The organism is Emticicia sp. BO119, assembly GCF_013912375.1.
Lineage (GTDB): Bacteria > Bacteroidota > Bacteroidia > Cytophagales > Spirosomataceae > Emticicia.
This window is the reverse complement of sequence record NZ_JACETV010000001.1, coordinates 1,369,043-1,393,215: the sequence shown is the minus strand read 5'-3', so window position 1 is coordinate 1,393,215 and position 24,173 is coordinate 1,369,043. Positions and strand designations below refer to the sequence as shown.

Annotated in this window: 19 protein-coding genes; 7 read left to right on the top strand and 12 right to left on the bottom strand. The window is 36.1% G+C overall.

The window, feature by feature from the left end; all coding sequences use genetic code 11:
* Positions 1-64 precede the first annotated feature (64 nt).
* From H1R81_RS06075 to H1R81_RS06060, 4 genes are all read left to right on the top strand, one after another.
* The gene (locus tag H1R81_RS06075; protein WP_181839766.1) at positions 65-3,136 is read left to right on the top strand and encodes an amidohydrolase family protein; all 3,072 of its coding nucleotides are present in this window, start codon (positions 65-67) and stop codon (positions 3,134-3,136) included.
* A 39-nt stretch (positions 3,137-3,175) separates the two neighbouring features.
* Positions 3,176-4,480, top strand: a complete 1,305-nt coding sequence (locus H1R81_RS06070) for an amidohydrolase family protein (RefSeq protein WP_181839765.1) — start codon at positions 3,176-3,178, stop codon at positions 4,478-4,480.
* Between the two features lie 408 nt (positions 4,481-4,888).
* The gene (locus tag H1R81_RS06065) at positions 4,889-5,257 is read left to right on the top strand and encodes a glyoxalase superfamily protein (protein WP_181839764.1); all 369 of its coding nucleotides are present in this window, start codon (positions 4,889-4,891) and stop codon (positions 5,255-5,257) included.
* A gap of 25 nt (positions 5,258-5,282) precedes the next feature.
* The gene (locus H1R81_RS06060) at positions 5,283-6,602 is read left to right on the top strand and encodes a hypothetical protein (RefSeq protein WP_181839763.1); all 1,320 of its coding nucleotides are present in this window, start codon (positions 5,283-5,285) and stop codon (positions 6,600-6,602) included.
* 71 nt (positions 6,603-6,673) lie between these two features.
* Here H1R81_RS06060 and H1R81_RS06055 read toward each other — a convergent pair whose 3' ends face one another.
* Complete coding sequence (locus H1R81_RS06055) at positions 6,674-7,000, bottom strand: DMT family protein (RefSeq protein ID WP_181839762.1); 327 nt, start codon at positions 6,998-7,000, stop codon at positions 6,674-6,676.
* A gap of 148 nt (positions 7,001-7,148) precedes the next feature.
* Between H1R81_RS06055 and H1R81_RS06050 the strand changes: the two genes are divergently transcribed.
* The 3 genes from H1R81_RS06050 (at position 7,149) to H1R81_RS06040 (ending at position 10,331) form a co-directional block, all read left to right on the top strand.
* The gene (locus H1R81_RS06050) at positions 7,149-8,405 is read left to right on the top strand and encodes a prephenate dehydrogenase (protein WP_181839761.1); all 1,257 of its coding nucleotides are present in this window, start codon (positions 7,149-7,151) and stop codon (positions 8,403-8,405) included.
* Between the two features lie 50 nt (positions 8,406-8,455).
* Positions 8,456-9,019, top strand: a complete 564-nt coding sequence (locus H1R81_RS06045; RefSeq protein ID WP_181839760.1) for a WcaF family extracellular polysaccharide biosynthesis acetyltransferase — start codon at positions 8,456-8,458, stop codon at positions 9,017-9,019.
* 106 nt (positions 9,020-9,125) lie between these two features.
* Positions 9,126-10,331 (top strand): glycosyltransferase family 4 protein, encoded by a 1,206-nt coding sequence (locus H1R81_RS06040; protein ID WP_181839759.1) that lies wholly within the window; start codon positions 9,126-9,128, stop codon positions 10,329-10,331.
* Between the two features lie 86 nt (positions 10,332-10,417).
* On the opposite strand, the gene guaA is transcribed toward H1R81_RS06040, so the two are convergent.
* The 11 genes from guaA to H1R81_RS05985 form a co-directional block, all read right to left on the bottom strand.
* The gene (gene guaA, locus H1R81_RS06035; RefSeq protein ID WP_181839758.1) at positions 10,418-11,947 is read right to left on the bottom strand and encodes a glutamine-hydrolyzing GMP synthase; all 1,530 of its coding nucleotides are present in this window, start codon (positions 11,945-11,947) and stop codon (positions 10,418-10,420) included.
* A gap of 65 nt (positions 11,948-12,012) precedes the next feature.
* Complete coding sequence (locus H1R81_RS06030; protein ID WP_181839757.1) at positions 12,013-13,602, bottom strand: M1 family metallopeptidase; 1,590 nt, start codon at positions 13,600-13,602, stop codon at positions 12,013-12,015.
* Positions 13,603-13,714: 112 nt separating this feature from the next.
* Positions 13,715-14,176, bottom strand: a complete 462-nt coding sequence (locus tag H1R81_RS06025; RefSeq protein WP_181839756.1) for a hypothetical protein — start codon at positions 14,174-14,176, stop codon at positions 13,715-13,717.
* Between the two features lies 1 nt (position 14,177).
* Positions 14,178-15,080: an aldo/keto reductase family oxidoreductase gene (locus tag H1R81_RS06020; protein ID WP_181839755.1), complete on the bottom strand. Its 903-nt coding sequence runs from the start codon at positions 15,078-15,080 to the stop codon at positions 14,178-14,180.
* A 165-nt stretch (positions 15,081-15,245) separates the two neighbouring features.
* The gene (locus tag H1R81_RS06015) at positions 15,246-15,818 is read right to left on the bottom strand and encodes an alpha/beta hydrolase (protein ID WP_181839754.1); all 573 of its coding nucleotides are present in this window, start codon (positions 15,816-15,818) and stop codon (positions 15,246-15,248) included.
* Between the two features lie 121 nt (positions 15,819-15,939).
* Complete coding sequence (locus tag H1R81_RS06010; RefSeq protein ID WP_181839753.1) at positions 15,940-16,581, bottom strand: redoxin domain-containing protein; 642 nt, start codon at positions 16,579-16,581, stop codon at positions 15,940-15,942.
* A 233-nt stretch (positions 16,582-16,814) separates the two neighbouring features.
* Positions 16,815-18,074 (bottom strand): YeiH family protein, encoded by a 1,260-nt coding sequence (locus H1R81_RS06005; RefSeq protein ID WP_181839752.1) that lies wholly within the window; start codon positions 18,072-18,074, stop codon positions 16,815-16,817.
* Between the two features lie 61 nt (positions 18,075-18,135).
* Complete coding sequence (locus tag H1R81_RS06000; RefSeq protein WP_181839751.1) at positions 18,136-19,557, bottom strand: NAD(P)/FAD-dependent oxidoreductase; 1,422 nt, start codon at positions 19,555-19,557, stop codon at positions 18,136-18,138.
* 250 nt (positions 19,558-19,807) lie between these two features.
* Positions 19,808-21,094 carry an O-acetylhomoserine aminocarboxypropyltransferase/cysteine synthase family protein gene (locus H1R81_RS05995; RefSeq protein WP_181839750.1) on the bottom strand — a complete coding sequence of 429 codons (1,287 nt, stop codon included), beginning with the start codon at positions 21,092-21,094 and terminating at the stop codon, positions 19,808-19,810.
* A gap of 581 nt (positions 21,095-21,675) precedes the next feature.
* Entirely contained in the window at positions 21,676-23,139 is a 1,464-nt protein-coding gene (locus tag H1R81_RS05990) for an MBOAT family protein (RefSeq protein ID WP_181839749.1), read from the bottom strand.
* 63 nt (positions 23,140-23,202) lie between these two features.
* A complete protein-coding gene (locus tag H1R81_RS05985; protein WP_181839748.1) occupies positions 23,203-23,913 on the bottom strand; it encodes a hypothetical protein in 711 nt (236 codons plus the stop codon).
* Positions 23,914-24,173 lie beyond the last annotated feature (260 nt).

Below are 24,173 nucleotides of genomic sequence, written 5' to 3'. Positions count from 1 at the left end.
TTTGTTTATTAAGGCAAATTTATCAAATTCGCAATATCATTAACCAAACATCACAAACCTATCCATGAAGAAAATCCTTCTCAGTTTTTTCATCTTATTCATCAACATTCAAGCATTTTCACAGGTTACCTTCCCTCGCAATGGCGTTTATGACGAACGTCCGGGGCAGTATGCATTCAAAAATGCAACCATCGTAGTTGATGCACAAACTGTAGTTGACAACGCCATGATTTATATCAGAAACGGGGTTATCGAATCAGTTGGCAAAGATCTTAAAGTTCCAGGCGGAACAGTAGTTTATGACCTTAAAGGTAAAAGAATTTATCCGGGTCTGATTGACATTTATTCAGATTATGGCATGCCTGAAATCGTTCGTCCACAAGGTGGAGGCCGCGGTGGTTTTGGCGGTGGTCAAATGGAAAGCAACAAAAAAGGTGCTTATGACTGGAATCAGGCAGTAAAACCTGAGGTAGAGGCTGGTAAAGAATTTAAAGCCAATGCGCAAAAAGCTGAAGAAATGAGAAAAATCGGCTTTGGAGCAGCAAGTGTTCATATTGCCGATGGTATTGTACGTGGTTCGGGTGCTTTAGTTGCTTTAGGTGATGGTAAAGAACATGATTTATTAATTAAAGAGAAATCGTCTGCACACTATTCATTAAGCAAAGGAACTTCTACACAAACATATCCGGTATCTATGATGGGTTCGGTAGCATTGCTTCGCCAGACTTATTATGATGCAGAATGGTACAAAAAAGGTGGCAACAAAGAAGAAAGAAACCTTTCGTTAGAGGCCTTCAACGAAATCCAGGGCTTACCACAAATCTATGAAGCTACCGATAAATTAGCAGTTTTGAGAGGTGATAAAATCGGCAAAGAATTTGGTGTTCAGTACATTTTTAAGGGAGCTGGAGACGAATACCAACGTCTGGACGAAATCAAAGTATTAGGTAATCCATTGATCCTTCCATTGAATTTCCCTACTGCATATGATGTAGAAGACCCATTTGATGCATCGCAGGTTTCTTTAACAGAAATGAAACACTGGGAAATGGCTCCATATAATGCCGGATATGTTTCTAAAGCAGGTATAAGCTTTGCTATAACCACTAATGGTTTAAGAAATAAAGCTGATTTCTGGACAAACCTGAGAAAAGCTATTGAAAATGGGCTACCAGAAAGCAAAGCGCTTGAAGCCTTAACAAGTGCTCCAGCTAAATTATTAAAAGTTGATAATATGTTAGGAAGTTTGAAAAAAGGCATGGTTGCCAACTTCATTATCACCTCTGATAATCTTTTCAGTAAAGACAATGTGATTTATGAAAACTGGATTCAGGGTAAAAGATATATCATCAGCGATATGAATGTAACTGATGTGAGAGGTGTATATGACTTGACAGTGGGTGATAAAACAGGTTTAAAACTGAATATATCAGGTAAAATTGATAAACCCGAATATCAGGTTTTGGCAAATGATACAGTAAAGATTGCCACTAAAGTTACCCGATTATCAGACTTATTTACTATTACTACCAAACTGGAAAGAAGAGACCCGAATGATACGCGTTTGAGTGGCTATTATGATGGTAAAAATATTAAAGGTGAAGGTGTATTGCCCGATGGCAGACAAGTAAAATGGTCGGCTATTTATAAAGAAGCGGCCAAAGAAACTACGAAGAAAGACACGACCAAAGCAAAGACTACTGAGGTTGGTAAAGTATTGTTCCCGTTCACGGCTTATGGTAGCGAGACCAAACCTCAACAGGAAACCATGTTGATTAAAAACGCAACGGTTTGGACAAACGAAAAAGAAGGAATTGTTCAAAATACTGATGTGTTGCTACAAAATGGTAAAATTGCACAGGTTGGTAAAAACCTGACTGCTCCTGCGGGTGCTAAAACTATCGACGGTACAGGCAAGCACTTAACCAATGGTATTTTTGATGAGCACTCACATATTGCTTTATTTTCAATAAACGAAGTACAAAGTGTATCAGCTGAGGTCCGTCAGGAAGATGTGGTAAACTCAGAAGATATTAATATTTATCGCCAGTTGGCAGGTGGTGTTACATCTTCTCAGTTATTGCACGGTTCGGCTGACTGTATTGGTGGTCAATCAGCTTTGATTAAATTGAAATGGGGTGAAAATCCTAATAACTTGTTAATTAAAGGTGCAGATGGTTTCATCAAGTTTGCCTTGGGTGAAAACGTAAAACAAGGGAATAGCGCACAAGCAACTACCCGTTTCCCTGCTACTCGTATGGGTGTTGAGCAGGTTTATATGGATGCTTTCCAGAGAGCAACGGAGTACGAAAAAGCATGGAAAGCCTATAATGGATTAGCCAATAAAAATGGGGTTACCCCACCTAAAAAAGACCTTGAATTGGACGCTTTGGTTGAAATCATGAACAAAAAACGTTTCATTACGTGTCACTCTTATGTACAGTCTGAGATTAACATGATGATGAAAGTAGCTGAAACTTTCAACTTTAATATCAATACTTTTACCCACATTCTGGAAGGTTACAAACTGGCTGACAAAATGAAAAATCATGGAGTATCAGCATCAACTTTCTCGGACTGGTGGGCTTACAAAATGGAAGTAAAAGAAGCGATTCCTTATAATGCAGCTATCTTAACTAAAATGGGTGTTAATACAGCTATCAATTCTGATGATGCTGAAATGGCTCGTCGTTTGAATCAGGAGGCTGCTAAAACTGTATTGTACGGTGGTGTTTCAGAAGAAGATGCCTGGAAAATGGTAACCTTGAACCCTGCTAAAATGCTTCACCTTGATAATCGTTTGGGAAGTATCAAAGTAGGTAAAGATGCAGACGTGGTTCTTTGGAACAACAATCCACTTTCTATTTATGCTCGTCCTGAAAAAACTATCGTTGATGGTACTGTTTATTTTGATGTTGAGAAAGACGACCAGATGCACATGAGCGTAGCAAAAGAACGTAACAGATTAATGTTAAAAATGTTGGCTGAAAAATCGGCAGGTAATCCAACCCAGAGAGCAATGCCACGCCGCAACTTACAAATCCATTGTGATACTATCATGGAAATGGGTGTAACCGAAAACCGTGGAGAATCAAGTGAAGTGATGATGGATTCAAACTCGTCAGACAAAAAATAAGCATTAATTAACGAATTTAAAGTTCAAATAAGATTCCAGATGAAAAAATATATAACAGCTCTTGGGTTAGCATTACTAAGTTTTGGGACAAAAGCCCAGAATCAGGCACCTGCCCAACCACAAACCAGACCAATCGCCTTAGTTGGGGGAACTATTCACGTAGGCGATGGTAAAATTATTCAGAACGGTACCATAGTTTTTGATAAAGGCATTATTACTGGTATAGGTGACGCTTCCCTTAACTATGATAAAACTGCCACTGAAGTCATTAACGTTGCAGGAAAATCGGTTTATCCGGGTATTATTGCGCCATCAGCTTTAGCAGGTTTGGTTGAGATTGCCTCAGTAAGAGCTACTTTAGATAATCAGGAAACCGGACAATTCAATCCTCATGTAAGAGCATTGATTGCACATAATACAGACTCTGAAGTTATCCCTACTCTTCGGGGCAACGGTATCCTTATCGGGCAAAGCACACCTGAAGGTGGCATTATTTCAGGTACTTCAGCAATCATGGAATATGATGGATGGAACTGGGAAGACGCAGCTCTGAAAAAAGACGATGGCGTCTGGTTAAATTATCCTGCATTAGTTAGTCGCCAGTTTAGTTTTGAAGAAATGAAATTTGCGATTAAAAAAAATGAGAAATATTTAGAACAGAAAAATCAGTTAGCTCAACTTTTTTCAGAGGCTTTGGCATATTCTGAGATCAGCAATCCAAATCCAAAAAATGCACAATTAGAAGCATTAAAAGGTTTGTACGATGGCTCAAAACAATTATTTATCCGTGTAAATAGCGGGAAAGAAATCATTGAAGCTGTAAAGCTGGCAAAACAATACAAAATCTCAAAAATTGTAGTAGTGGGTGGTGAAGAAGCTGAGTTAGCGATAGATTTCCTGAAAGAAAACAATATCCCTGTAATTGTAAACGGTACTCACAGATTGCCCAATACTGCTGATGATGATGTGTGGAATCCATACAAATTGCCAAATGTATTAATGAAAGCAGGATTAACCGTTGGTATGTATTATACAGAAGAATTCTGGCGTACGCGTAACCTGCCTTTTGTGGCCGGAACAGCCGCTGCTTTTGGTATGGCACAAGAAGATGCCTTGAAAATGATTACGCTGAATAATGCCAAAATCTTAGGAATCGACAAACAGGTAGGCTCATTGGAAATTGGTAAACTGGCAACCATCGTTGTATCAGCCGGAGATATACTGGATATGCGTACCAGCAAAGTAGAACACGCGTTCATCAGAGGCAAGAAAATTGACCTGGATGATAAACAAAAGAGATTATATAAAAAGTATGTTGGTAAATATGGTTTAACAGACAAATGATAGCTGTCAAACATTCAAAAAAGGATTGTGAAGAAATTTACAATCCTTTTTTGTTTCAATAGGCTTTCAGAGACTACATAAATGCGCCTTAATCACTATCAAACAGTTCAATTATATCAAAAATTTCCATAGATTCTTTGAAAACAGAATCCAAAACCAGAAATTTAGGAGATACCAGGTTCTCTGTTAAAATCTATACAATAACCATTATCACAAAGGAAAGCAATAGGAAGAGCGGCAAGTGCAACCAAGTTGATATGGCAACAACTGACTATAGTTCCCGCCACTAAAAGTGGGCATGGAAAAGGTTGCCAATATGGTGGGAACCTTTTTAATAAACAATAGCTAAAGCTATACTAAATTTAGGAAAACCTTAATTTTGGACTATGCTTTAAGACCTTTAAAACATTGAACACTATCATCCCTATTTTCAGGATTTTCGATATTGATAAAGCCAGAGAATTTTACATCGACTGGCTTGGTTTTAAGATTGATTGGGAGCATCGCTTCGGAGAGAACTCTCCATTGTACATGTCTATTTCAAAAGATGAAATAATAATTCATCTTTCAGAACATTATGGTGATGCTACCCCTGGTTCTAAAGTAATGATTCATTTTAAAGGTTTAAAAGAATATTGTCAAATATTACAATCTATAGATTACCGCTACTATAAACCGTGTATTGAGGAATCTGGCTGGGGTTCTTTTATCATGGAATTAATTGATCCATTTGGTAATCGATTGATGTTTAATGAAGATAAATCAGAGCAACGCTAAGCATTTTATTAACTTATAGTAAACAATGAAAAAATCAACCTTTTTATGTTCCTTTATTTTTACTATCATAATAACTTCGTTGCTGTTAAACGCTTGCTCAAATCTCAGAAAGGAAGAATCTTTTAACCCGAAGTTTAAACTGATTCCTGCTGAAAAAATCACTTTTAACTCTTTTGTTGACTGCAATATGGCAGAGGTATGGGTAGGTGATACATTTCGAATCTTCCCTGGAAAATACGGCGAGGATCCACTTTGGGGATATGCCAAAGACCTGAAATATGCTGATGGCCAAAATGCTGAAGCAGTATTTAAAAGTGAAAAAGAAAATTTCCATTCGCCAGTTATGCCAGCCAATGCTCCAGTAAGCCAGGAGGGTTTGCATGGAGCGGTCTGGTTTGAAACAGTTTATCAATCTCCTAAAGATGTGTCAGGTAAAACTTTATATGCAGTATATCATAATGAAAATTATCCCCAGACACTTCCTTATTGTGCAAAAACCGGACAGGGGTATAAAAACGGAGAAAAATGGCCTCAAGGTCTGACAGGAGAAACAAGTCCGGCCGCTGTTTGCAGAATTGGTATTATGAAGTCGGTTGATGGAGGCAAAAAATGGGAAAACAAAGGAATATTTATTGAAGACCTCAATCCAAGAATGATTCTGAAGCCGCATAATACGTCGAATACTTTTGCAGGAGGTGTAGGTGACCCTTCGGCAGTTGCCAGTGGCGATTACCTTTATTTGTTTTATGGCGAATATGGTTATCCGGGAGACTATCAGGAAGCAAGCTATAATCCTAAAACTGAATGGGAAGGGCAATGTATCAGCATCGCACGCATTGCATTAACTGATTTGGACAATCCGGTCGGGAAAGCTAAAAGATGGGATGGCAAAGGTTTTAATGCACCGTATAACGGTGTTGGCAAGCCTGTTTCATCTTTGCAGATTCCTATGGAACATGGTGGTGGCGCAGCCTCCTCTCCTACCAATGGCTTTCATTGGGGGCCATCAGTCAGTTGGAATACTTATCTGAATTGTTGGGTAATGATGATGGCAAAATCAGAAGGTAAATCATGGAAAGGTGATAAAGTCTACATTTCTTTCAACAAAAATGTGGACTTAACTCAAGGAAATAATTCACAGGAATGGACAAAACCACAATTAGTTTTTGAGAAACCGGGATATATTTTATGGTATCCATCGTTACAGCCTTTAAATACGGATGAAGATATCAAGGCTAAAAATACCTGCCTCAAACTCGGAAAAAAAGCAAGATTCTTCGTAAAGCGTATCAAACCTGGAGATGATTCTTATGCCTCTGAACATACGATAGAGTTTGATAAATAAATACTCATCAAACTCTACAATCATATTCATAACACAAATTCCGTGGGTTTGTTAACATAAAAATATTCGGTTTACTTCCGGAAGACTACCCATACAGCAAGGAATATCAGGCCAAATCCCAATAAATAGTTCCATTTAAGCGGTTCTTTCAGATACAGAATTGCAAACACCACAAAGACAACAAGTGTTACAGCCTCCTGAATAGTTTTTAGTTGAAATGCATTAAACTGGCCGATACCTATCCTGTTTGCCGGAACCATAAAGACATATTCGAAAAGTGCAATTCCCCAACTTATCGCAATAGCTTTCCACATCGGCAAATCAGGACTTTTCAGGTGTCCATACCAGGCAAAGGTCATAAATGTATTTGAAATGAGTAACAACAGGATTGTTCGCATTGGCAAAATTTAAAAATTGAGTTCTTATTAATTTAGATTTGTTGTTAATTTGTACCATAATCTATGCAAAAACGAAAATTTTGTACGGAATGGATAAAATCGTGCAAAATTATTATATATTTCTAAGTCGCCTAATTAAAAGTAAGAAATGAAGATAGGAATTATTGGTTTGGGAGATATGGGAAAAATGTTTGCCCGATTATGGGCCAAAGCAGGTTTTCAGGTGTATGGCTGTGATCTCCCCCAGAATTATGAAACCTTACAGAATGAGCTAAGTCCATTTAGCATTGAAATATTAAAAGACGGAATAGCAGTTTCTCGGCTCTGTGATTTTATTCTGTATTCAGTTGAAGCCGAAAATATTGAAAAAGTGGTAGCACAATGCGGTGGTTCTACCAAGTTCGGTGCTATAGTCGCTGGTCAGACTTCAGTTAAGACACCCGAAATAGCAGCTTTTGAAAAACACCTTCCAAAAGACACACAAATTGTTACCTGTCACGCGCTTTATGGGCCGGGTGTTAATCCCGAAAATCAAACCTTAATCGTTATCAACCACAGGGCAAGCAATCAGGCTTTTGACGAGGCAATAAAGATATTCAACAAGATTGGTTCAATTATCCATGAATTAAAAGATTATCATGAGCACGATAAAATGATGGCTGATATTCAGGCCATCACTCATGTCGGATTCGAAAGTATTGGAACAGCCTGTATGCATCGGAAAGTATATCCCTGGGAAAATCCTTTACACCCAAATGGCTTGGATAATGTAAAATTTCTTATGACCTTACGGATATACAGCTATAAATTTCATGTGTATTCAGGCTTGGCATTGCTGAACCCCTATGCCAAGAAAGATGTAAGAAAATATGCAAACTGTGAAACAGAACTGTTTGAGATGATGATAGAGGAGGACGAAAAAAAATTCCGTAAACGGGTTTATGCCGCCAGAGACCATGTTTTTAAAGACAAAGACGATACTCTGATGCTTGATGATAAAATTATGAGTGAGTTTAGTCTGAGCCTTGATACAGGCCATAAACCCAATTCGCATTTAAGTTTGCTCGCTATGGTCGAAACCTGGCATAGACTCGGCACGAACCCCTATAAAAATCTTGTATGCCAGACTCCCCCTTTCAAATTAAGAGTCGGAATGGCCGAATACCTTTTTATGAATGAGAATCTGTTGGAAGAGACGATCAAAACAGCCTTATTTGACAAAAGTATCAGGGGCGAAGATTTAGCTTTTCATACGGCCGTTCACGAGTGGGCAAATATTGTAGAAATGGGCGATAAAGAAAGCTATAAGAAGCATTTTGAATCTACCAAAGAATACCTCGCTCCTCGCCTTGAGGAGGGTAGATATAAAAGCGGGTTATTAATAAATAAATTGCGTAGTGTATAAAATTATCTTCAGTAAAATCATTTGTTACTTTTAAAAAATTACGCTTCTCAATGAACAAAACGGATTTATCAAAATTCAATAATGACTGGTATAAACAATCATCGCTAACAAAAGGCTTTGTAATAACAGTATTATGGTTCATCGCCAATCGAATATTTATAAATTCTTATTTGTTGATCCCCATATCAGTAAAAAAAACAATCTTGAAATTTTTTGGGGCAAAAATTGGCAACGCTTTAACCATAAAACCATTGGTAAATATAAAAGCTCCCTGGAACTTAGAAATCGGAGACAACGTTTGGATTGGAGAAGGCGTTTGGATTGATAATATTGGAAAGGTGAGAATTGGCAATAATGTGTGCATTTCTCAGGGAGCAATGCTATTATCTGGCAATCATGATTATAAAAAGGAAGCTTTTGATCTCATCGTTAAAGATATTATTCTTGAAGAAGGTGTATGGATCGGTGCCAAGTCTATCGTTTGTACAGGTGTAACCTGTTTCTCTCATGCTGTTCTGTCTGTAAATTCAGTTGCCACACACAATCTTGATGCTTACCAGATATACCAAGGCAATCCTGCAAAGGCCTTACGAGAAAGAATTATCGCCATTTGATAAAAAAATCGGTAAAAAGAAAAGCGCTTTTTTCTTTAAACAAAAAAAAAAGTGTTTATTTTGTAAAATAAGAATACCCCAAAAGTATTTTCTAAATTAAAATCTAATGTTTCCCACATTTGAATCACTAATACCTGATAAAAACATCCAGATTCTTATTTCGGCCGTTATCGCACTTTTCATTAATCTGCGCTCAATACCTGTCATTATTAATATAAGTGGTCTTCGTGGATTGATGGATAATCCGGTCAAAAGAAGTTCACACAGCACTCCTACTCCCACATTCGGTGGTGTTGCTATTTTTGCTGGTATATTAATTGGCTATATGATATGGAATTTTGGTGATGAAGGAATTTTGCTCCACAAGGTTTTTGCCGGAATGACCATCCTTTTCTTCTTAGGGATCAAAGATGATTTATATGCTTTATCTCCAACAAAAAAAATAGGCATTCAGATTATTGCTTCAGCAATCGTCGTGGTAGGTTGTGATTTACGAATTTCTGACTTGTTTGGTATTTTCGGTATAGGTGAGATTCCTTATTTACTAAGTATCGGGCTTACCATTTTTATATTTGTGGCCATGATTAATGCTTTCAATCTGATTGATGGTATTGATGGCCTGGCGGGAGGAATCGGAATGATTGCAAGCGGTGGTTTCGGCCTTTGGTTTTTAGTAAATCATCACTATTCGCTTGCTTGCTTAGCACTTTGCTTATCTGGCTCGCTATTAGGCTTTCTAAGATTTAATTTCTCTCAGAATAATAAAATATTCATGGGCGATACCGGTTCATTAATTATTGGATATATTATTACTGTTTTAGCTGTAAAATTCATCCATTTTAATGTATTGCATGCATGGGATCCTTCAAGTTCTTTTGTAAGTGCACCAATCATTGCTATAGTTATTTTAATAGTCCCGATTTTCGATACTATCAGAGTATTCTCAGTACGCATTCTAAGGGGCAAATCGCCGTTTAAAGCTGATCGGTTACATATGCATCATTTGCTAATTGACAACAATCTATCACATATGCAGGCGTCGTTCACACTGTATGCCGTTACAATCTTATTAACTGTTTTGACTTATTCTGCAAGACTATACTTTAGCAATACAGAACTTTGCTTCTTTATTCTGTTTCTTTTGGTTTGTTACTTTTTAGTAGCTAATTGGTTAGAAGTAAAACGATTACGGGTCAAAAGAGCAAAAGAGGAATTAGTTTCCTCGTCAGAAACAAAAGCAGTAGATGCTAAATCAACTGATAAAGTAGCAAATGCAGATAAACTACAATTAAGAGAAATCAGTGCCAATTAATCGCGCTCAAGAATCCTTCAGGCTTATATAGTATAAAGGCTCTTTCAATGATGAAAGAGCCTTTATACTATATAAGCCTCAATATTTTACTCCCATTCAATGGTAGCTGGTGGTTTTGAACTGATGTCATACACGACCCGGTTAACACCTTTTACCCGGTTAATAATTTCGTTCGATACATCGGCTAAAAATTCATAAGGTAAATGAGCCCAGTCGGCAGTCATTCCATCTACGCTTGTTACTGCACGCAAGGCGACAACTTTCTCATAAGTACGTTCATCACCCATTACTCCTACACTTTGTATAGGCAATAAAATTGCACCAGCCTGCCAGACTTTATCATACAAGCCGCTATCTTTCAAAGCATTGATAAAAATGGCATCTACCTCTTGTAAAATATGTACTTTCTCTTCTGTAATATCCCCCAGAATACGTATGGCTAAACCTGGGCCCGGAAAAGGATGGCGACCAAGGATATTCTGCGGAATATCTAAGGACTTACCCACCTCACGCACACCATCTTTAAATAAAAGTCTTAAAGGCTCAACTACCTGCAATTTCATAAAGTCTGGCAAGCCCCCCACGTTGTGGTGAGATTTAATAGTAACCGATGGGCCTTTTACTGAAACAGATTCAATAACATCCGGATAAATAGTGCCTTGTCCTAACCATGCTGCACCTTCAACTTTATGTGCTTCTGCATCAAAAACATCGATGAACGTTTTACCAATAGCTTTTCGTTTGGCCTCAGGGTCTGTTAAACCTTCAAGGGCTTTATAGAATTGTTCTTTTGCATTAACACCGATTACATTTAAGCCTAAACCTTTGTAAGATTCTAATACTTCTTCAAATTCATTTTTTCTTAGAAGGCCATTATCAACAAAAATGCAATAGAGATTTTTTCCGATAGCATAATGAATTAAAGTTGCCGCAACTGAGGAATCAACTCCGCCAGATAAGCCCATAATTACTTTGTCATCTCCCAATTTTTCCTTTAATTCTTTAATGGTCGCTTCTGCAAATGAATCAGGTGTCCAGTTTTGTGAACATGCACAGATATCAACAACAAAATTTTTCAGAATAGCTTTACCTTGTAGTGTATGTGTAACCTCTGGGTGGAACTGGATACCATAACGTGGTTGGTCACGCAATTTAAAAGCTGCTACTTTTACTGTATCGGTAGAAGCAATAATATCAGCACCTGTTGGAGGACTGGCAATGGTATCGCTGTGAGACATCCAGACCTGCGTATTATCTGCTACCTCATTAAATAAAGAATACCGATTATCAATTTTATTCAGAATAGTGCGGCCATATTCTCGGATAGATGACGGCATAACTTCTCCTCCGCCTGTTTGCGCCATCATTTGGGCACCGTAACAAATACCTAAAATTGGAATTTCTTCAGGAAAATTTTGCCAATTCACAATAGGAGCATCTTCTTCACGTACTGAACAGGGGCTTCCCGATAGGATAATGCCCTTTATTTCTGAAGTAATCGTTGGAATTTTATTGAAAGGGTGTATCTCACAATACACATTTAGCTCTCTGACTCTTCGGGCAATCAATTGTGTAAATTGTGAGCCGAAATCAAGAATAAGGATTTGTTCTGTCATGATAGGTTTCTAAAATGCAAAATTAGCAGATTAGCCACTACCTGCAAAACGTTTTTAAAAAACTATTACTCATAAATTACTTTTTTGAGATAAAAACTCTTCGGATCAATTATTGGGGTGGTTTTACTTTTTATCTTAATTGCTTCAGAAGCAATCATTTTGCGCTCTATTTTATTGTCTATCTGAATATCAACTGGCAAAGATGTAGGATAATTGAGTGAAGAAATCAGATACTCATCATCACTGATTCTTTTTACATCAATCTCTAATTTATTAATAGTACGTAAATAAAAATCAAATAGTGGCCTTAGATTTTGCTTTGATTCTTTACTAAAAAATGCCTCCACATTATTTGTATTCACTAAATTATCATAGGTAAATTCTGGACTTGTGGCAAATTTTCTCAATGCAGGAAAGAAAATATCATCTCCAATAATATACCTCAGTGTGTGCATAAAAAAAGCACCTTTCCCATAAATATCGGCATGATAAACTGTGTCTGCATTCATGTGCTCGCCTAAAACCACTGGTATTTTATTTTGGGTAGCTCTACCTGTTCTTTCCATTCTTTTCTGGTAAGCTTCTTCTCCTTCATGCTCGCGGGTGTACATTGCATCACCAAAAGAACATATTCCTTCTTGTATCCACATATCAGCCCAGTCGATACCAGTTACCTTATTACCCCACCACTCATGCCCGAATTCATGGTGCATCAGCCAGTCAAACTCCTTACCTCCTACCAAGGTATATCTGAATTTATTACCGTAAGCATTCATAGTCTGGTGTTCCATTCCTAAATGCGGTGTCTCACAAATGGCAATTTTTTCGTTAACCCAAGGATACTCTCCAAAATATTTTTCTTGTGTTCGTACAATTCTTTCAAAAATGTCCAGATGTTTTTCTGCTTTATCTATATGCTCTTTTAATACATAAAATTGCATAGGCAGCGTATGCCCATCAATTGTAGTATAATTTCTGGAAACTACTCTGAATTTGCCTATATTGAAAAGAATGCTATAATTGTTAATAGTGTAATTAGTTTTCCAGTGGAAGATACTCTTATCCTTTTTTGTAATCTCACTTTGTAAAAGACCTGGTCCTGCCACTACCAAACCCTTCGGAACAGTAATTATCAAATCAGCACCCTCATTTGCTTCATCACTTGGATGGTCTTTACATGGAAAATACATTCTCGCTCCCTCACTCTGACAAGTAATAGCTATCCAGGGAGTACCTGTAGTATCAACAGACCAGGTAAAACCACCATTCCACGGGGGTCGAGTGGCTATAATGGGCTTACCACTATACTGAATTTTCACTTTAGCTTTTCCGGGTGCTAAAGTTGATGCCAATTTGATTCTTATCAATTCGTTTTCAAACTTAAAGGGTTCTTCTTCTCCATTCACCCATACTTTAGCAATAGTGAAACTTTCTACCAAATCAAAAAGCAATACATCAGTACTTTTATTGGTTATCAAATCTATTTCTGTATAACCCTCGATACTCTGAGAACCTGGTTTTACTTCTAAAGCCAAAGTATAATGGCGAATATCCATTAATGCCTGCTCTGGCTTTAATAAGCCTCCTGATTTGTTTTTTTGGGCATAAATAGCAGTACTAAGCGTAAGACAAAGAAAAAAGTAGAAGGGTTTCATAGTTTAGTGAAAGAAGCGTTTGAGTGTCTTATAACAAATGTAAAGAAATCAAATAAAAATCCATTACAAAAGCTACTTTTGCAATGGATTTTTATTTGTGGAGTTATTCAATTCAGCTAACTAAAAAAGATATCATTTCATGGGGTAAAGGATAGTTTTTAAGCTGTCTTCGTATTAAAATTATTTCTCCCAAATGAAATGATAAATGTGAGGATAACTCTTGAAATAATCTGATCCGGTTACTAATACTCTCTATTTCATTAACTTTTTGAGTCAATTCGCTTTTTATTTCTTGAATTTGATTATTAAATAAAGCAATTACTTCATTTAGTATATTCTGATGTGCTATCTGCTTATCACAAGACCAGCTATCAAACTCATTGATAAGATTTGTATTCTCTCCTTTTAATAATTTGATCTGATAAGTTTGCCAGATAACTAAATGATTTAGTATTTGCCAGATACTTTTAGGTGTATTGTCTAACGTTTCACTTGCCAGACTGATATTTAGTTGGTCAAATACTTTAAAAGTATCAAATGCTCCATCAAAGGCTTTGCTTAGGTCAAGGTTCATTTCACTCGTGCGATATATCAATATTTCTTACCGGACATACCACATTATAAATTTCATACCAATCCTGATGGCTTAATTTAACCTCTGTTGCGCTTGCTGCATTTCTGATTCGGCTTTCAGAAATTGAACCGATAATAGGTAAAGTACCTAATTTCATTAACCATGCTACTGCCGTTTGCTCAATATTAGCGTCGTATTTAGCTCCTATTTTTTCTAATTTTGCTCTTACATTGACCGCTTTTTCATCTTCGCCACTCAGAATCCTACCTCCTGCTAAGGGTGCCCATGCTAAAGGCTTACTGAAATTCTGTTTGATAAAATCAATCCGTCCATCTTCAATAGCTGATGTATTCATTAGGTTTAATTCGATATGATTTGTCACGATCGGAATTGTCAAATAAGAGGCCAGTAATTGATGCTGGAAGACTGAAAAGTTAGCTACACCTATATGATTAACCTTGCCTGAATTAACCACTTGAGACAAAGCCATCGCTGTTTGTTCGGGGTCTGCTAAGAAATCACTTTGATGTAGCAGAAAAATATCAAGGTAATCGGTTTTGAGTCTTTTTAATGAATTATCTACGCTTTTTATGATATGTTCGCTTGAAGTATCATAGTAATCAAACATGTCATCATTAGAGCGTCTGATACCACATTTGCTAAAAAGTACTATATCTTCACGCTTAAAAGACTTACTTTTAATAATTTTGCCAAAATGTTCTTCTATGGTATAATTACCATACACATCTGCGTGATCAAAGGTATTAACATCTAACTCTAAGCAAAGATTTATGAGTTTTTCAATCTTTGTGGTTGTAGACTGCCCCTCGTTGTTCCATCTCCAGAAACCATAAATTGCCTCTGATACTTTCGGGCCCGAATCACTTAGGTAAACTTTTTTCATTAAGATATATTTATTATACTGCCACAAAAATAGACAAATTTTATAAAATTCCTTGAATCGAAAAAAAATGTAACAATACCTCTCATCTAATGTCAATAGATAAAAAGTACCCTGATAAACTTCTAAATTTTATACTAAATTTCTACAGAAATTCTATTCCACATATCATAATCGTGAATTATTATTTAAAACTTCTAAAAATTGGTTTAGTATAATTTTACCTTCTTCCCATTCTCCAATACCAGAATTTGCATTTATATGGCCTTTATCGCCTACATTTAAAAAAGTGCTACCCCAGCCTTTTGCAAAATATTCCGACCGTTTTATCGTAGCATAAATATCGTTTGTACTTGAAACCACAACGCTTTCAAATGGAAGTGTTGTATAAGGAATCGGGTTAAAGCCTTCGGCAAAGCTTAATCTTTCAGAATATTCAACGTCCGCAGGGGCAACCAAAAAAGCTCCAATTATTAAAGGAGAAAAATAATTTTTAGCCCAATGAGCAACCGTTATACACCCCATACTATGTGCTACCAAAACAGTCGGTTTCTTCAGACTTTCAATGTAGTGTTGTAGTTTTTCAATCCAAAGCCTACATACAGGCAAGTCCCAGTTATCTTGCTCGACCCGTGTAAACAAATAAGGATATTGTTTCTCCCAAAGTGTCTGCCAATGTTTTGGTCCTGAACTTGCAAGTCCAGGAATTGTCAGAAAATTGATATTTGCAGAGAGTTTCATAATAAAATCTATTGTATGGATGAATGATTAATTTTAAACCATATTATTAGTAGAAGAACATTGATTTATTATTTGTACCTATCCCATTTCTGAATCATACAAGCACTAAGTTACTGAATTTTTAAGCTGCATAATTATAATTAGCAGTATAAGGAACTCGATTGGCTGCGGCAAATACAGCCCCTAAAACCTTTGTGGCTGAAAAAGTATGCAGGAAATCTTCATCTATCGTATGATAAATAATATGACCATACTGATTTAATACATAAGTTGCTGGAATAGGTACCTCTTCTGAAATACCTGTTACTTTATTCCAAACAGGTATTTCTTTCGAAAACAGACCAAATTTCTCCGAAATTTCATTTTGGGGGTCAGCAATTACATTGAATGGAATTCTAAAATACTGTACCATCTCTCCCATATCACTATATGAAGCCTGAACAATCACTAACAAATTACCACCTAATGCAATAATTTCCTGATAAGCCTCACTCAATAGGTTCAAATGCTTTAAACCATAATTATTCCACCCGCCCGATAAGAAGCTAATTACTAAGGGCTTATTATCAATAATTGTCTTAATAGACGCAGATGTATAATTGAATCGATAAGAAACCTTTTGCCATATACCCATTTCCTTTTTGAAGCTAATATCTGGTACTTTTGAGCCAGTTAGCAAAGGAAATAACTTAGTATTATTCCTTTTTATTGGAATTTCAGTATCCCAGAAAGCATCATCATATTTTCCCTTATTTTTAATCATTTCAGTAAAATAATTATGGTTTTATTGTCGTGAATTCTACTTATGGCACAAATATAGACTATTAATCTATATAATCTATTATATTAGTAGATTATTTTAAAATCCCTTTTCAAAGTTTATCAACTTTTAATGCTATTGCTTCATAAAGTGAGTCAATATTTTACCTACCACAACAGAAGAAAAAATGCGACAGTTTGAAAAATCAAAATACGGCAATTTTAATGAAACCATAATTATTTGAATAAAAAATAAGCAATAACTAAAGTTATAAAAATATTAAAGGTCTGTGCAATCAGAAAAGCATATAATGGTTTTTTACTGTCTTTATTAAATAAATCTGCGAAATTAGTTTCTAATCCTATGCTTGTAAAAGCTAAAGCAAACCATAAGCCTTGAAAATTCTTCAAACTATCCTTTACGTTACTAACAGTATCAGCCGATAAAACAAAAGAGAATAACAATGACGCACCTACAAAACCTAAAACAAATTTAGGAAAGCGTTCCCAGATGACTAACATCGAGGGCTTTGTATCTTTGTCTTTTGCTAAAGGATTATTTGTGTAAGTCCAATAAATTGAAATAGCAAAAGCGGCAACCCCCAATAATACATTTTGGGAGAATTTAACAATAGTACTTATTTTCAGAGCTACCTCTCCTACTAATGAACCAGAGGCTACAACTGCTCCTGTAGTATCAATTGTGCCTCCTAACCATGCACCTGTCACTTCTTGCGAAAGCCCCATTACTTTTGCAATATAAGGCATAAATATCATCATAGGAATTGCCGTTATTAATACTAATGAAATGACATAAGATAATTTCTTGGAGTCACCTTTAATAGCTCCAGAGGTAGCAATTGCAGCCGATACTCCACAAATTGAAACCGCACTCGAAAGCATGATACCCATTTCTTCATCAATACCCAGTTTCTTTGAAATCCAGAAAGCAAAATACCATACAGAAATAACTACTACCAGAGCCTGGATTAATCCTAATGAACCTGACTTAAGAATATCAGAAAAAATTACACTTGTGCCCAATAATACTAAGCCTATTTTTACGAATAGCTCAGTAGACAATGCCGATTTAAGCCAGGCAGGAAGCTTAATGCTATTGCCAATCAATAAGCCAATAGCTAAGCTAAAGATAACAGCTTCAAGATTTAAGCTTTTGATGGTCTTATTCCCGGTTATTATTAAAGCCAGTATTGTTAACATATACACAATCGGTAGGCCTGTCAAAAATGGTTTAATATGATTACCTAAAAGAGTTGCTCCTATCACCGAGACAACCATAACTGCTACTAACTGAATAATAATTTTCTGCAGATTGTCTATTGATAACACTTTCGTAAATAATTCGGTAGAATTGCTCCATCCAAAAGATGGAATTGGTAATAAAAATCCTGAAATAGCCAATAAAACGATGGAAAAACCTAAGATAACGACAGTCCAATCTTCTGTTAAAGTAATTTTTTTAGTAGAGGTAGACATAATTTAAAGTGATTAGAGTAGTTTTAAAGGGTAATATTAATAATTCTTTCTTAAATTGTCTTTAAAATAAATCTTTTAAAACTCTTTGTGCTGCATGGTATCCGCACATGCCATGTACTCCTCCACCCGGAGGGGTTGAGGAAGAACAAATATAAAGACCTTTGGTTGATGTCCGGTAAGGTGACCACCGCAAAGCAGGACGTGTAAATAGTTGTCTTACATCCATAACTCCTCCATTAATATCTCCCCCTACATAATTCGGATTATACTCTTCCAACTGGTTACTATTCATAGTATGCCTTGCTAATATTCGTTCTCTGAATCCTGGTGCAAATCTCTCGATTTGTTTTTCAATTGCAAAAGTCATGTCTTTGGTTGAATTGGCCGGAACATGGCAGTATCCCCATAAGGTATGCTTTCCAATTGGTGCGCGGGTTGAATCAAAAAGACTTTGCTGTGCCAATAATACAAAGGGTGTTTCAGGATGATGCCCCCTCCAAACCTGTTGCTCGCTCAAAGCTATCTCTTTAAAACTTCCACCTAAATGGACTGTCCCGGCCAGCAGGTTTTCTTTTGCTTTAAAAGGAACTGCTTCTGCCAGTGCCCAGTCTATCTTAAAAACCCCCATACCATACCTATATTTTTGTAATTGCCATTCATAAAAAGAAGAAAAAGTATGCCCGGCTATTTGCAAGAGTTGTTTCGGGGTTATATCAAATAATATTGCCCTTGAAGATGGTAATTGTTGCAAAGATTTTACATAAAAATTAGTTTCAATTTTACCCCCAATAGCTTGAAAGTAAGCCGCTAACGCATTAGCTATTTGTTGTGACCCGCCTTTTGGAATCGGCCAGCCAAAAGTATGGCCTGCAGCTAACAACACCAAGCCTATTGCAGAAGTAGTAAAACTATTTAATGGCAGTATTGAATGAGCCGACATTCCAGCCCATAAACCTTTGGTGGCTTCAGTTGAAAAAAGTTTTGCCAAAATACTGGCGGGTAGAAGCGCTTTAAGACCAAAATTAGTATATGCAAAAAAATTCTGTGGGACACTTAAAGGGGCTAAAATATCACTTGCCAATAAGGGCAATTGCTTTGTTAATGGCCCAATCAGTTTCAGATATATCGCTTTGTCATTCCCTAATCCTGATGCCGTTTCTTCTATCGACTTATTGAGCAAAGCTATTGAACCATTGTCAAAGGGATGTGCCGCCGCCACCGTCGGCTGTATAAATTCCAGCCCGTATTTATCCAAGTGTAAGGTTCTGAAAAATGGTGAAGCTAATGCCAGAGGATGAATCGCAGAACAAATATCATGTATAAAACCCGGCAGGGTCAATTCAGCAGATCTTAGTCCGCCCCCAATAGTCTCTTTAGCTTCAATCAATAAGACAGAGACCCCAGCTTGTTGCAAAGCAATGGCAGCAGATAGCCCATTTGGCCCTGACCCAACTATTATTGCATCAAAATCTGTTTTTACCATTGACAAATAACTCAAATCATACTCTTTATTTTATATTTATTCTACTATTATCAATTGAAACTTATTTGCTAAAAAATGGTTTATAATTATTCTACTTAAAGGCAGATTATTCAATACTAATATCAATTCAGACCTACTTATTTAACTGATTATTTGGGATTTTTCTTTACAATGTGTTTGACTTTTGTTGAAGCAGTTATTTAGCATTTCCACTCACAATTTTTAGCTATGAGTGGAAATATCTTTTCATTTAAAGATTTGCCAATGCATTTTCAATATCAGCCTTTATATCGTCAATATGTTCGATACCAACTGAAATACGTAATAGAGTTGGTTCAACTCCTGCTGATACTTGTTCTTCATCAGATAATTGCGAGTGCGTAGTGGAAGCCGGATGGATAATCAAAGTTTTAGAGTCTCCGACATTGGCCAGGTGACTAATCAATTTAAGACTATCTACAAATTTAGAAGCCTTTGCTTTATCTCCTTTCAATTTGAAAGATAATACACCACCGAAACCACGATTCAGGTATTTTTTAGCCAGGTCATGATACTGGTTTTCAGGTAGGCCTAAATAGTTTACACTTTCAACTGCCTCATGTGCTTCCAGCCATTGAGCTAATTTCAAAGCATTTTCAGCAATTCTTTCTACTCTAAGTGTCAGTGTTTCTAAACCCTGTAATAATAGGAAGGAATTAAAAGGAGATTGAGCAGGTCCCCAGTCTCTTAATCCTTCCACTCGTGCTCTGATAATAAACTGAATATTTCCGAATGGCCCACCAATACCAAAAACATCATTTAGTATCAATCCATGATAGCTTGGCGACGGTTCAGTAAATTGTGAGAATTTACCATTACCCCAATTGTAGTTTCCTGCATCTACAATTACTCCACCCATTGTTGTTCCATGACCGCCAATCCATTTAGTAGCCGATTGCACTATTACATTTGCTCCATATTTAATCGGTTGAACAATAGCACCTGCTGCACCAAAAGTATTGTCAACAATCAATGGCAAATCATATTTTTGTCCTAGTTTTGCAAAAGCTTCAAAGTCAGGAACACTAAACCCAGGATTCCCGATTGATTCCAGATAGATAAATTTCGTTTTTTCATCGATCAGCTTTTCAAAACTTTCAATGCTATCTCCGTTAGCAAAGCGAGCCTCTACTCCTATATTTTTAAAAGAATTTTTGAATTGATTATATGATCCTCCATAAAGAAATGATGTGGTCACAAAATTATCACCAACTTTAGTAATATTGTTGATGGCAATAAACTGAGCAGCGTGACCAGACCCAACTGCCAATGCCGCAACTCCTCCCTCTAAAGCTGCTATACGCTTTTCAAACACGTCGCTGGTAGGATTCATTATTCTTGTGTAAATATTACCAAACTCTTTCAGCGCAAATAAATTGGCACCGTGCTCTGCATTATTGAAAGTATAGGACGTTGTCTGATAAATAGGTACTGCTCTTGCATTGGTAGCAGGATCAACCACCTGACCGGCGTGTAATTGAAGGGTCTCGAATTGCATAATTTTAGAATGGTTTTGTAAATATTTATTGAAAATCTAAATTTAAGGATAATTGGATCGGATATTAGAATCTATCTTCTAAGTTTTAAAAAGTAAGATAACTTTACAAACATATTTTCTAATAAATCTTATCAGTGCTTAAAATTGACAATATTATTGTTGTTGTGTGTGGTGTCGAACAACTAAGAAGAGTTTATGAAACTCCTTGTCTTCAAGTTAACACACACAACCATCTTTGTACGCTATAGCTCAAAGCTACTTTTTATTATATGTGTTACAAATTACATCATATTAAATCTACCAAACAAATAGATTAAAAAATCATTTCAAACAACTACTCATAGTTTGATTAACATGTAGTTGATCGAGTATTTTACTAGCTAAATTAAATACGTAATTAGATTACAGAAAAAATTCATACCTGACAGATATCAAATAGCCAATTACTCAAGAAACATTGTGTTCGTTATGGACACAACGTTTCTTGAGTATTAAAAACGGGACATAATCAAAACTTAACATAATTGTCAGAAATGGATCCCTTGAATATAGGTTATATATCTACCGAAAGAGCAACTCCATTAAAACTGAAAATAAATAAATTGTGCAGGAGAATCAAAGACACCAAATACAAAAAACAACATAACAAAAATATAGTAGAGTCCCCAACGTACCCAAATAGGTTTCGAAGAAATCACATCCCGAATACACTTGTCGCGTTGTATATAATGGATTATCTCCATAAAGATAATTAAGGTAATAGCAGTAAAAAACTCCTTCGCTCCTTTATCCAAAAAGACATTCTGAGAGATGTAATCTATATGCAGAAATTCTGACAGAGATGGCAAACCTGTAAAAAGATGAGTAACCAAATGCCATGTCCAGCCTAATTCAAGATAACTCCCTCTGAAAAATATCCATGCAAAAGCCACAAGAACAAAAGTAATTGAAACCTGAACTAATTTATATAAGATAGGGAATTTGGTTATACCTGTAATTTTATTGATAAAATTTCGGGGCTTAGCTAAAATAATAGCAGCCACCAAATAAATTCCATGCAAAGCTCCCCAGATTATATAATTCCAGTTAGCTCCATGCCATAAACCACTCATTGTAAAAACAAAAAATAAATTAAAATAACGTCTATAAGTACTCACTCTGTTTCCTCCCAAAGGTATATACAGATAATCTCGGAACCACGTTGATAATGAAATATGCCAACGCCGCCAGAACTCTGATATACTTTTTGAGAAATATGGTCTATCAAAGTTTTTCATAAGCTTAAAACCCATTACCTGCGCTGACCCGATAGCAATATCTGAATAACCTGAAAAATCACAATAAATCTGAAAAGAGAAGAAGATTGTAGCAACTATAACAGGAATACCCTGATAATCTAATGGATGGTCATAAACTTTATCAACGAAAAGTGCCAGACGGTCGGCGATTACTACTTTTTTGAACAACCCCCAGGCAATTAGCTTTAGACCACCTGTTACTCTGTCATAATCAAAAGTATGTTTTTCATAAAACTGATGTAATACATTTTGCGGACGTTCGATAGGCCCAGCCACTAACTGCGGATAAAACATGACATACAATGAATAAATACCAAAATGTCTCTCTGCTTTCTGATTCCCCCTATACACTTCTATTGTATAACTCATGGCCTGAAATGTATGGAATGATAATCCAATAGGTAGTAGAATTTTGAGCATAGGTAGACTTGCCAATCCGGCCTCCCCTACTACTAAGGTGAAGAAGTTATAATATTTAAAAATTGCCAATACTCCTATATTTGCGATCAAACTCATCACTAAATACCATTTTCGTTTTGTTCCTTGTGATTGCTCAATCAGTATTCCGGCAAAATAATCTATTACAATTGTAAAGCCCAGAATCAGGATATATTCGGGCTTAAAAAACATATAAAAATAGCAGCTTGATGCTAACAACCACCACCAGCGATGCTTATGCTGTAGCAGGAAGTAAACTAAAGTTACTATCGGAAAAAAAATGGCAAACTCAATTGAATTAAATATCATATCAAATAAACGTAAATAAGCTGTTTTTTCTAATGGCTTTCAAAATTAAGGCCATTATTTTTATCAATTTGTTTTTTGCTTTTTTTTGTATAATTCTATTATTCTCTGCGTATTTATGTCACGTGTTGCTGGCTTTAGATGATAAAAAGAATCAAAAAAACTGGTATCCTTTCTTATAAAATCTTTTGCACAACCCAGTATTTCACATTTTAACTGTTTCTTTAACTGGGTTTCAACTGACTCAACTGCAATCTTACCATAATTATACGTTGATTCTGCTAAAGGTGTAAAAACAAAATATACCTTAGCTCCTTTTTTTTGAGCTTCTTCCACGAAATAATTCAAGTCTTTTAACTGTTCAGCATAATCAATGGGTGCTCTGGGAAAAAGGAAAAAATCTATACTCTTGGGCATATTATTTACATGGCTAACAATATCACCCTTCTTTGAAAACGCATTTCTGAAATAAACTGAAGTCTTATCACTTACAGAAGCATTAACTGCCTCATTTTTACTAAAAATATTCCAGAATAATTTTTTCACATTCGAAAGTTTATGTTTCATCTGATGCCCAATAAAATCAATAAGGGTAGTATCTTTTTGAATATAAATAGCACCTGCTGGATAATAATCAACTGCTTCATAAATAACCTGAGGAGTACTGTATTTTTCAATATCATATTCTGTACTAATAAATACGATATCACCCTTACGAACCTCTTTTAGAGCATCATTAGTTAAAAAATAGGTTCCTAAAGGAGCAATGAATGACATGTTAACAACAGGTACACCAAAGAATTTTTCGAGCCTGTCACTATTGATTCCAAAAGAACCACTTGACCCGCCCACCCACAAAACTTTCGGCGAATCTGTCATTTCTGCAATTTTGTGTTTATCATTCAGCATTCCACCCAGGTAGGCATAAGAAAAACTTTGAGCTATGAAGACTTTATTAAACAGCCAAACTGAAACAACTATGATTGTTCCTAATAAAAATATTTTATAAAAAAATTTCTTAATGCCTGTCATTTATT

What these genes read in the sequence shown, in the direction of transcription:
- H1R81_RS06045 (WP_181839760.1), top strand. Translation starts at nt 8,456, where the DNA reads ATGAACAAAACGGATTTATCAAAATTCAATAATGACTGGTATAAACAA.
- H1R81_RS06040 (WP_181839759.1), top strand. Translation starts at nt 9,126, where the DNA reads ATGTTTCCCACATTTGAATCACTAATACCTGATAAAAACATCCAGATT.
- guaA (WP_181839758.1), bottom strand. Translation starts at nt 11,947, where the DNA reads ATGACAGAACAAATCCTTATTCTTGATTTCGGCTCACAATTTACACAA.
- H1R81_RS06010 (WP_181839753.1), bottom strand. Translation starts at nt 16,581, where the DNA reads ATGATTAAAAATAAGGGAAAATATGATGATGCTTTCTGGGATACTGAA.
- H1R81_RS06055 (WP_181839762.1), bottom strand. Translation starts at nt 7,000, where the DNA reads ATGCGAACAATCCTGTTGTTACTCATTTCAAATACATTTATGACCTTT.
- H1R81_RS05995 (WP_181839750.1), bottom strand. Translation starts at nt 21,094, where the DNA reads ATGCAATTCGAGACCCTTCAATTACACGCCGGTCAGGTGGTTGATCCT.
- H1R81_RS06070 (WP_181839765.1), top strand. Translation starts at nt 3,176, where the DNA reads ATGAAAAAATATATAACAGCTCTTGGGTTAGCATTACTAAGTTTTGGG.
- H1R81_RS06020 (WP_181839755.1), bottom strand. Translation starts at nt 15,080, where the DNA reads ATGAAAAAAGTTTACCTAAGTGATTCGGGCCCGAAAGTATCAGAGGCA.
- H1R81_RS06000 (WP_181839751.1), bottom strand. Translation starts at nt 19,557, where the DNA reads ATGGTAAAAACAGATTTTGATGCAATAATAGTTGGGTCAGGGCCAAAT.
- H1R81_RS05990 (WP_181839749.1), bottom strand. Translation starts at nt 23,139, where the DNA reads ATGATATTTAATTCAATTGAGTTTGCCATTTTTTTTCCGATAGTAACT.
- H1R81_RS06075 (WP_181839766.1), top strand. Translation starts at nt 65, where the DNA reads ATGAAGAAAATCCTTCTCAGTTTTTTCATCTTATTCATCAACATTCAA.
- H1R81_RS05985 (WP_181839748.1), bottom strand. Translation starts at nt 23,913, where the DNA reads ATGTCATTCATTGCTCCTTTAGGAACCTATTTTTTAACTAATGATGCT.
- H1R81_RS06050 (WP_181839761.1), top strand. Translation starts at nt 7,149, where the DNA reads ATGAAGATAGGAATTATTGGTTTGGGAGATATGGGAAAAATGTTTGCC.
- H1R81_RS06060 (WP_181839763.1), top strand. Translation starts at nt 5,283, where the DNA reads ATGAAAAAATCAACCTTTTTATGTTCCTTTATTTTTACTATCATAATA.
- H1R81_RS06015 (WP_181839754.1), bottom strand. Translation starts at nt 15,818, where the DNA reads ATGAAACTCTCTGCAAATATCAATTTTCTGACAATTCCTGGACTTGCA.
- H1R81_RS06005 (WP_181839752.1), bottom strand. Translation starts at nt 18,074, where the DNA reads ATGTCTACCTCTACTAAAAAAATTACTTTAACAGAAGATTGGACTGTC.
- H1R81_RS06030 (WP_181839757.1), bottom strand. Translation starts at nt 13,602, where the DNA reads ATGAAACCCTTCTACTTTTTTCTTTGTCTTACGCTTAGTACTGCTATT.
- H1R81_RS06025 (WP_181839756.1), bottom strand. Translation starts at nt 14,176, where the DNA reads ATGAACCTTGACCTAAGCAAAGCCTTTGATGGAGCATTTGATACTTTT.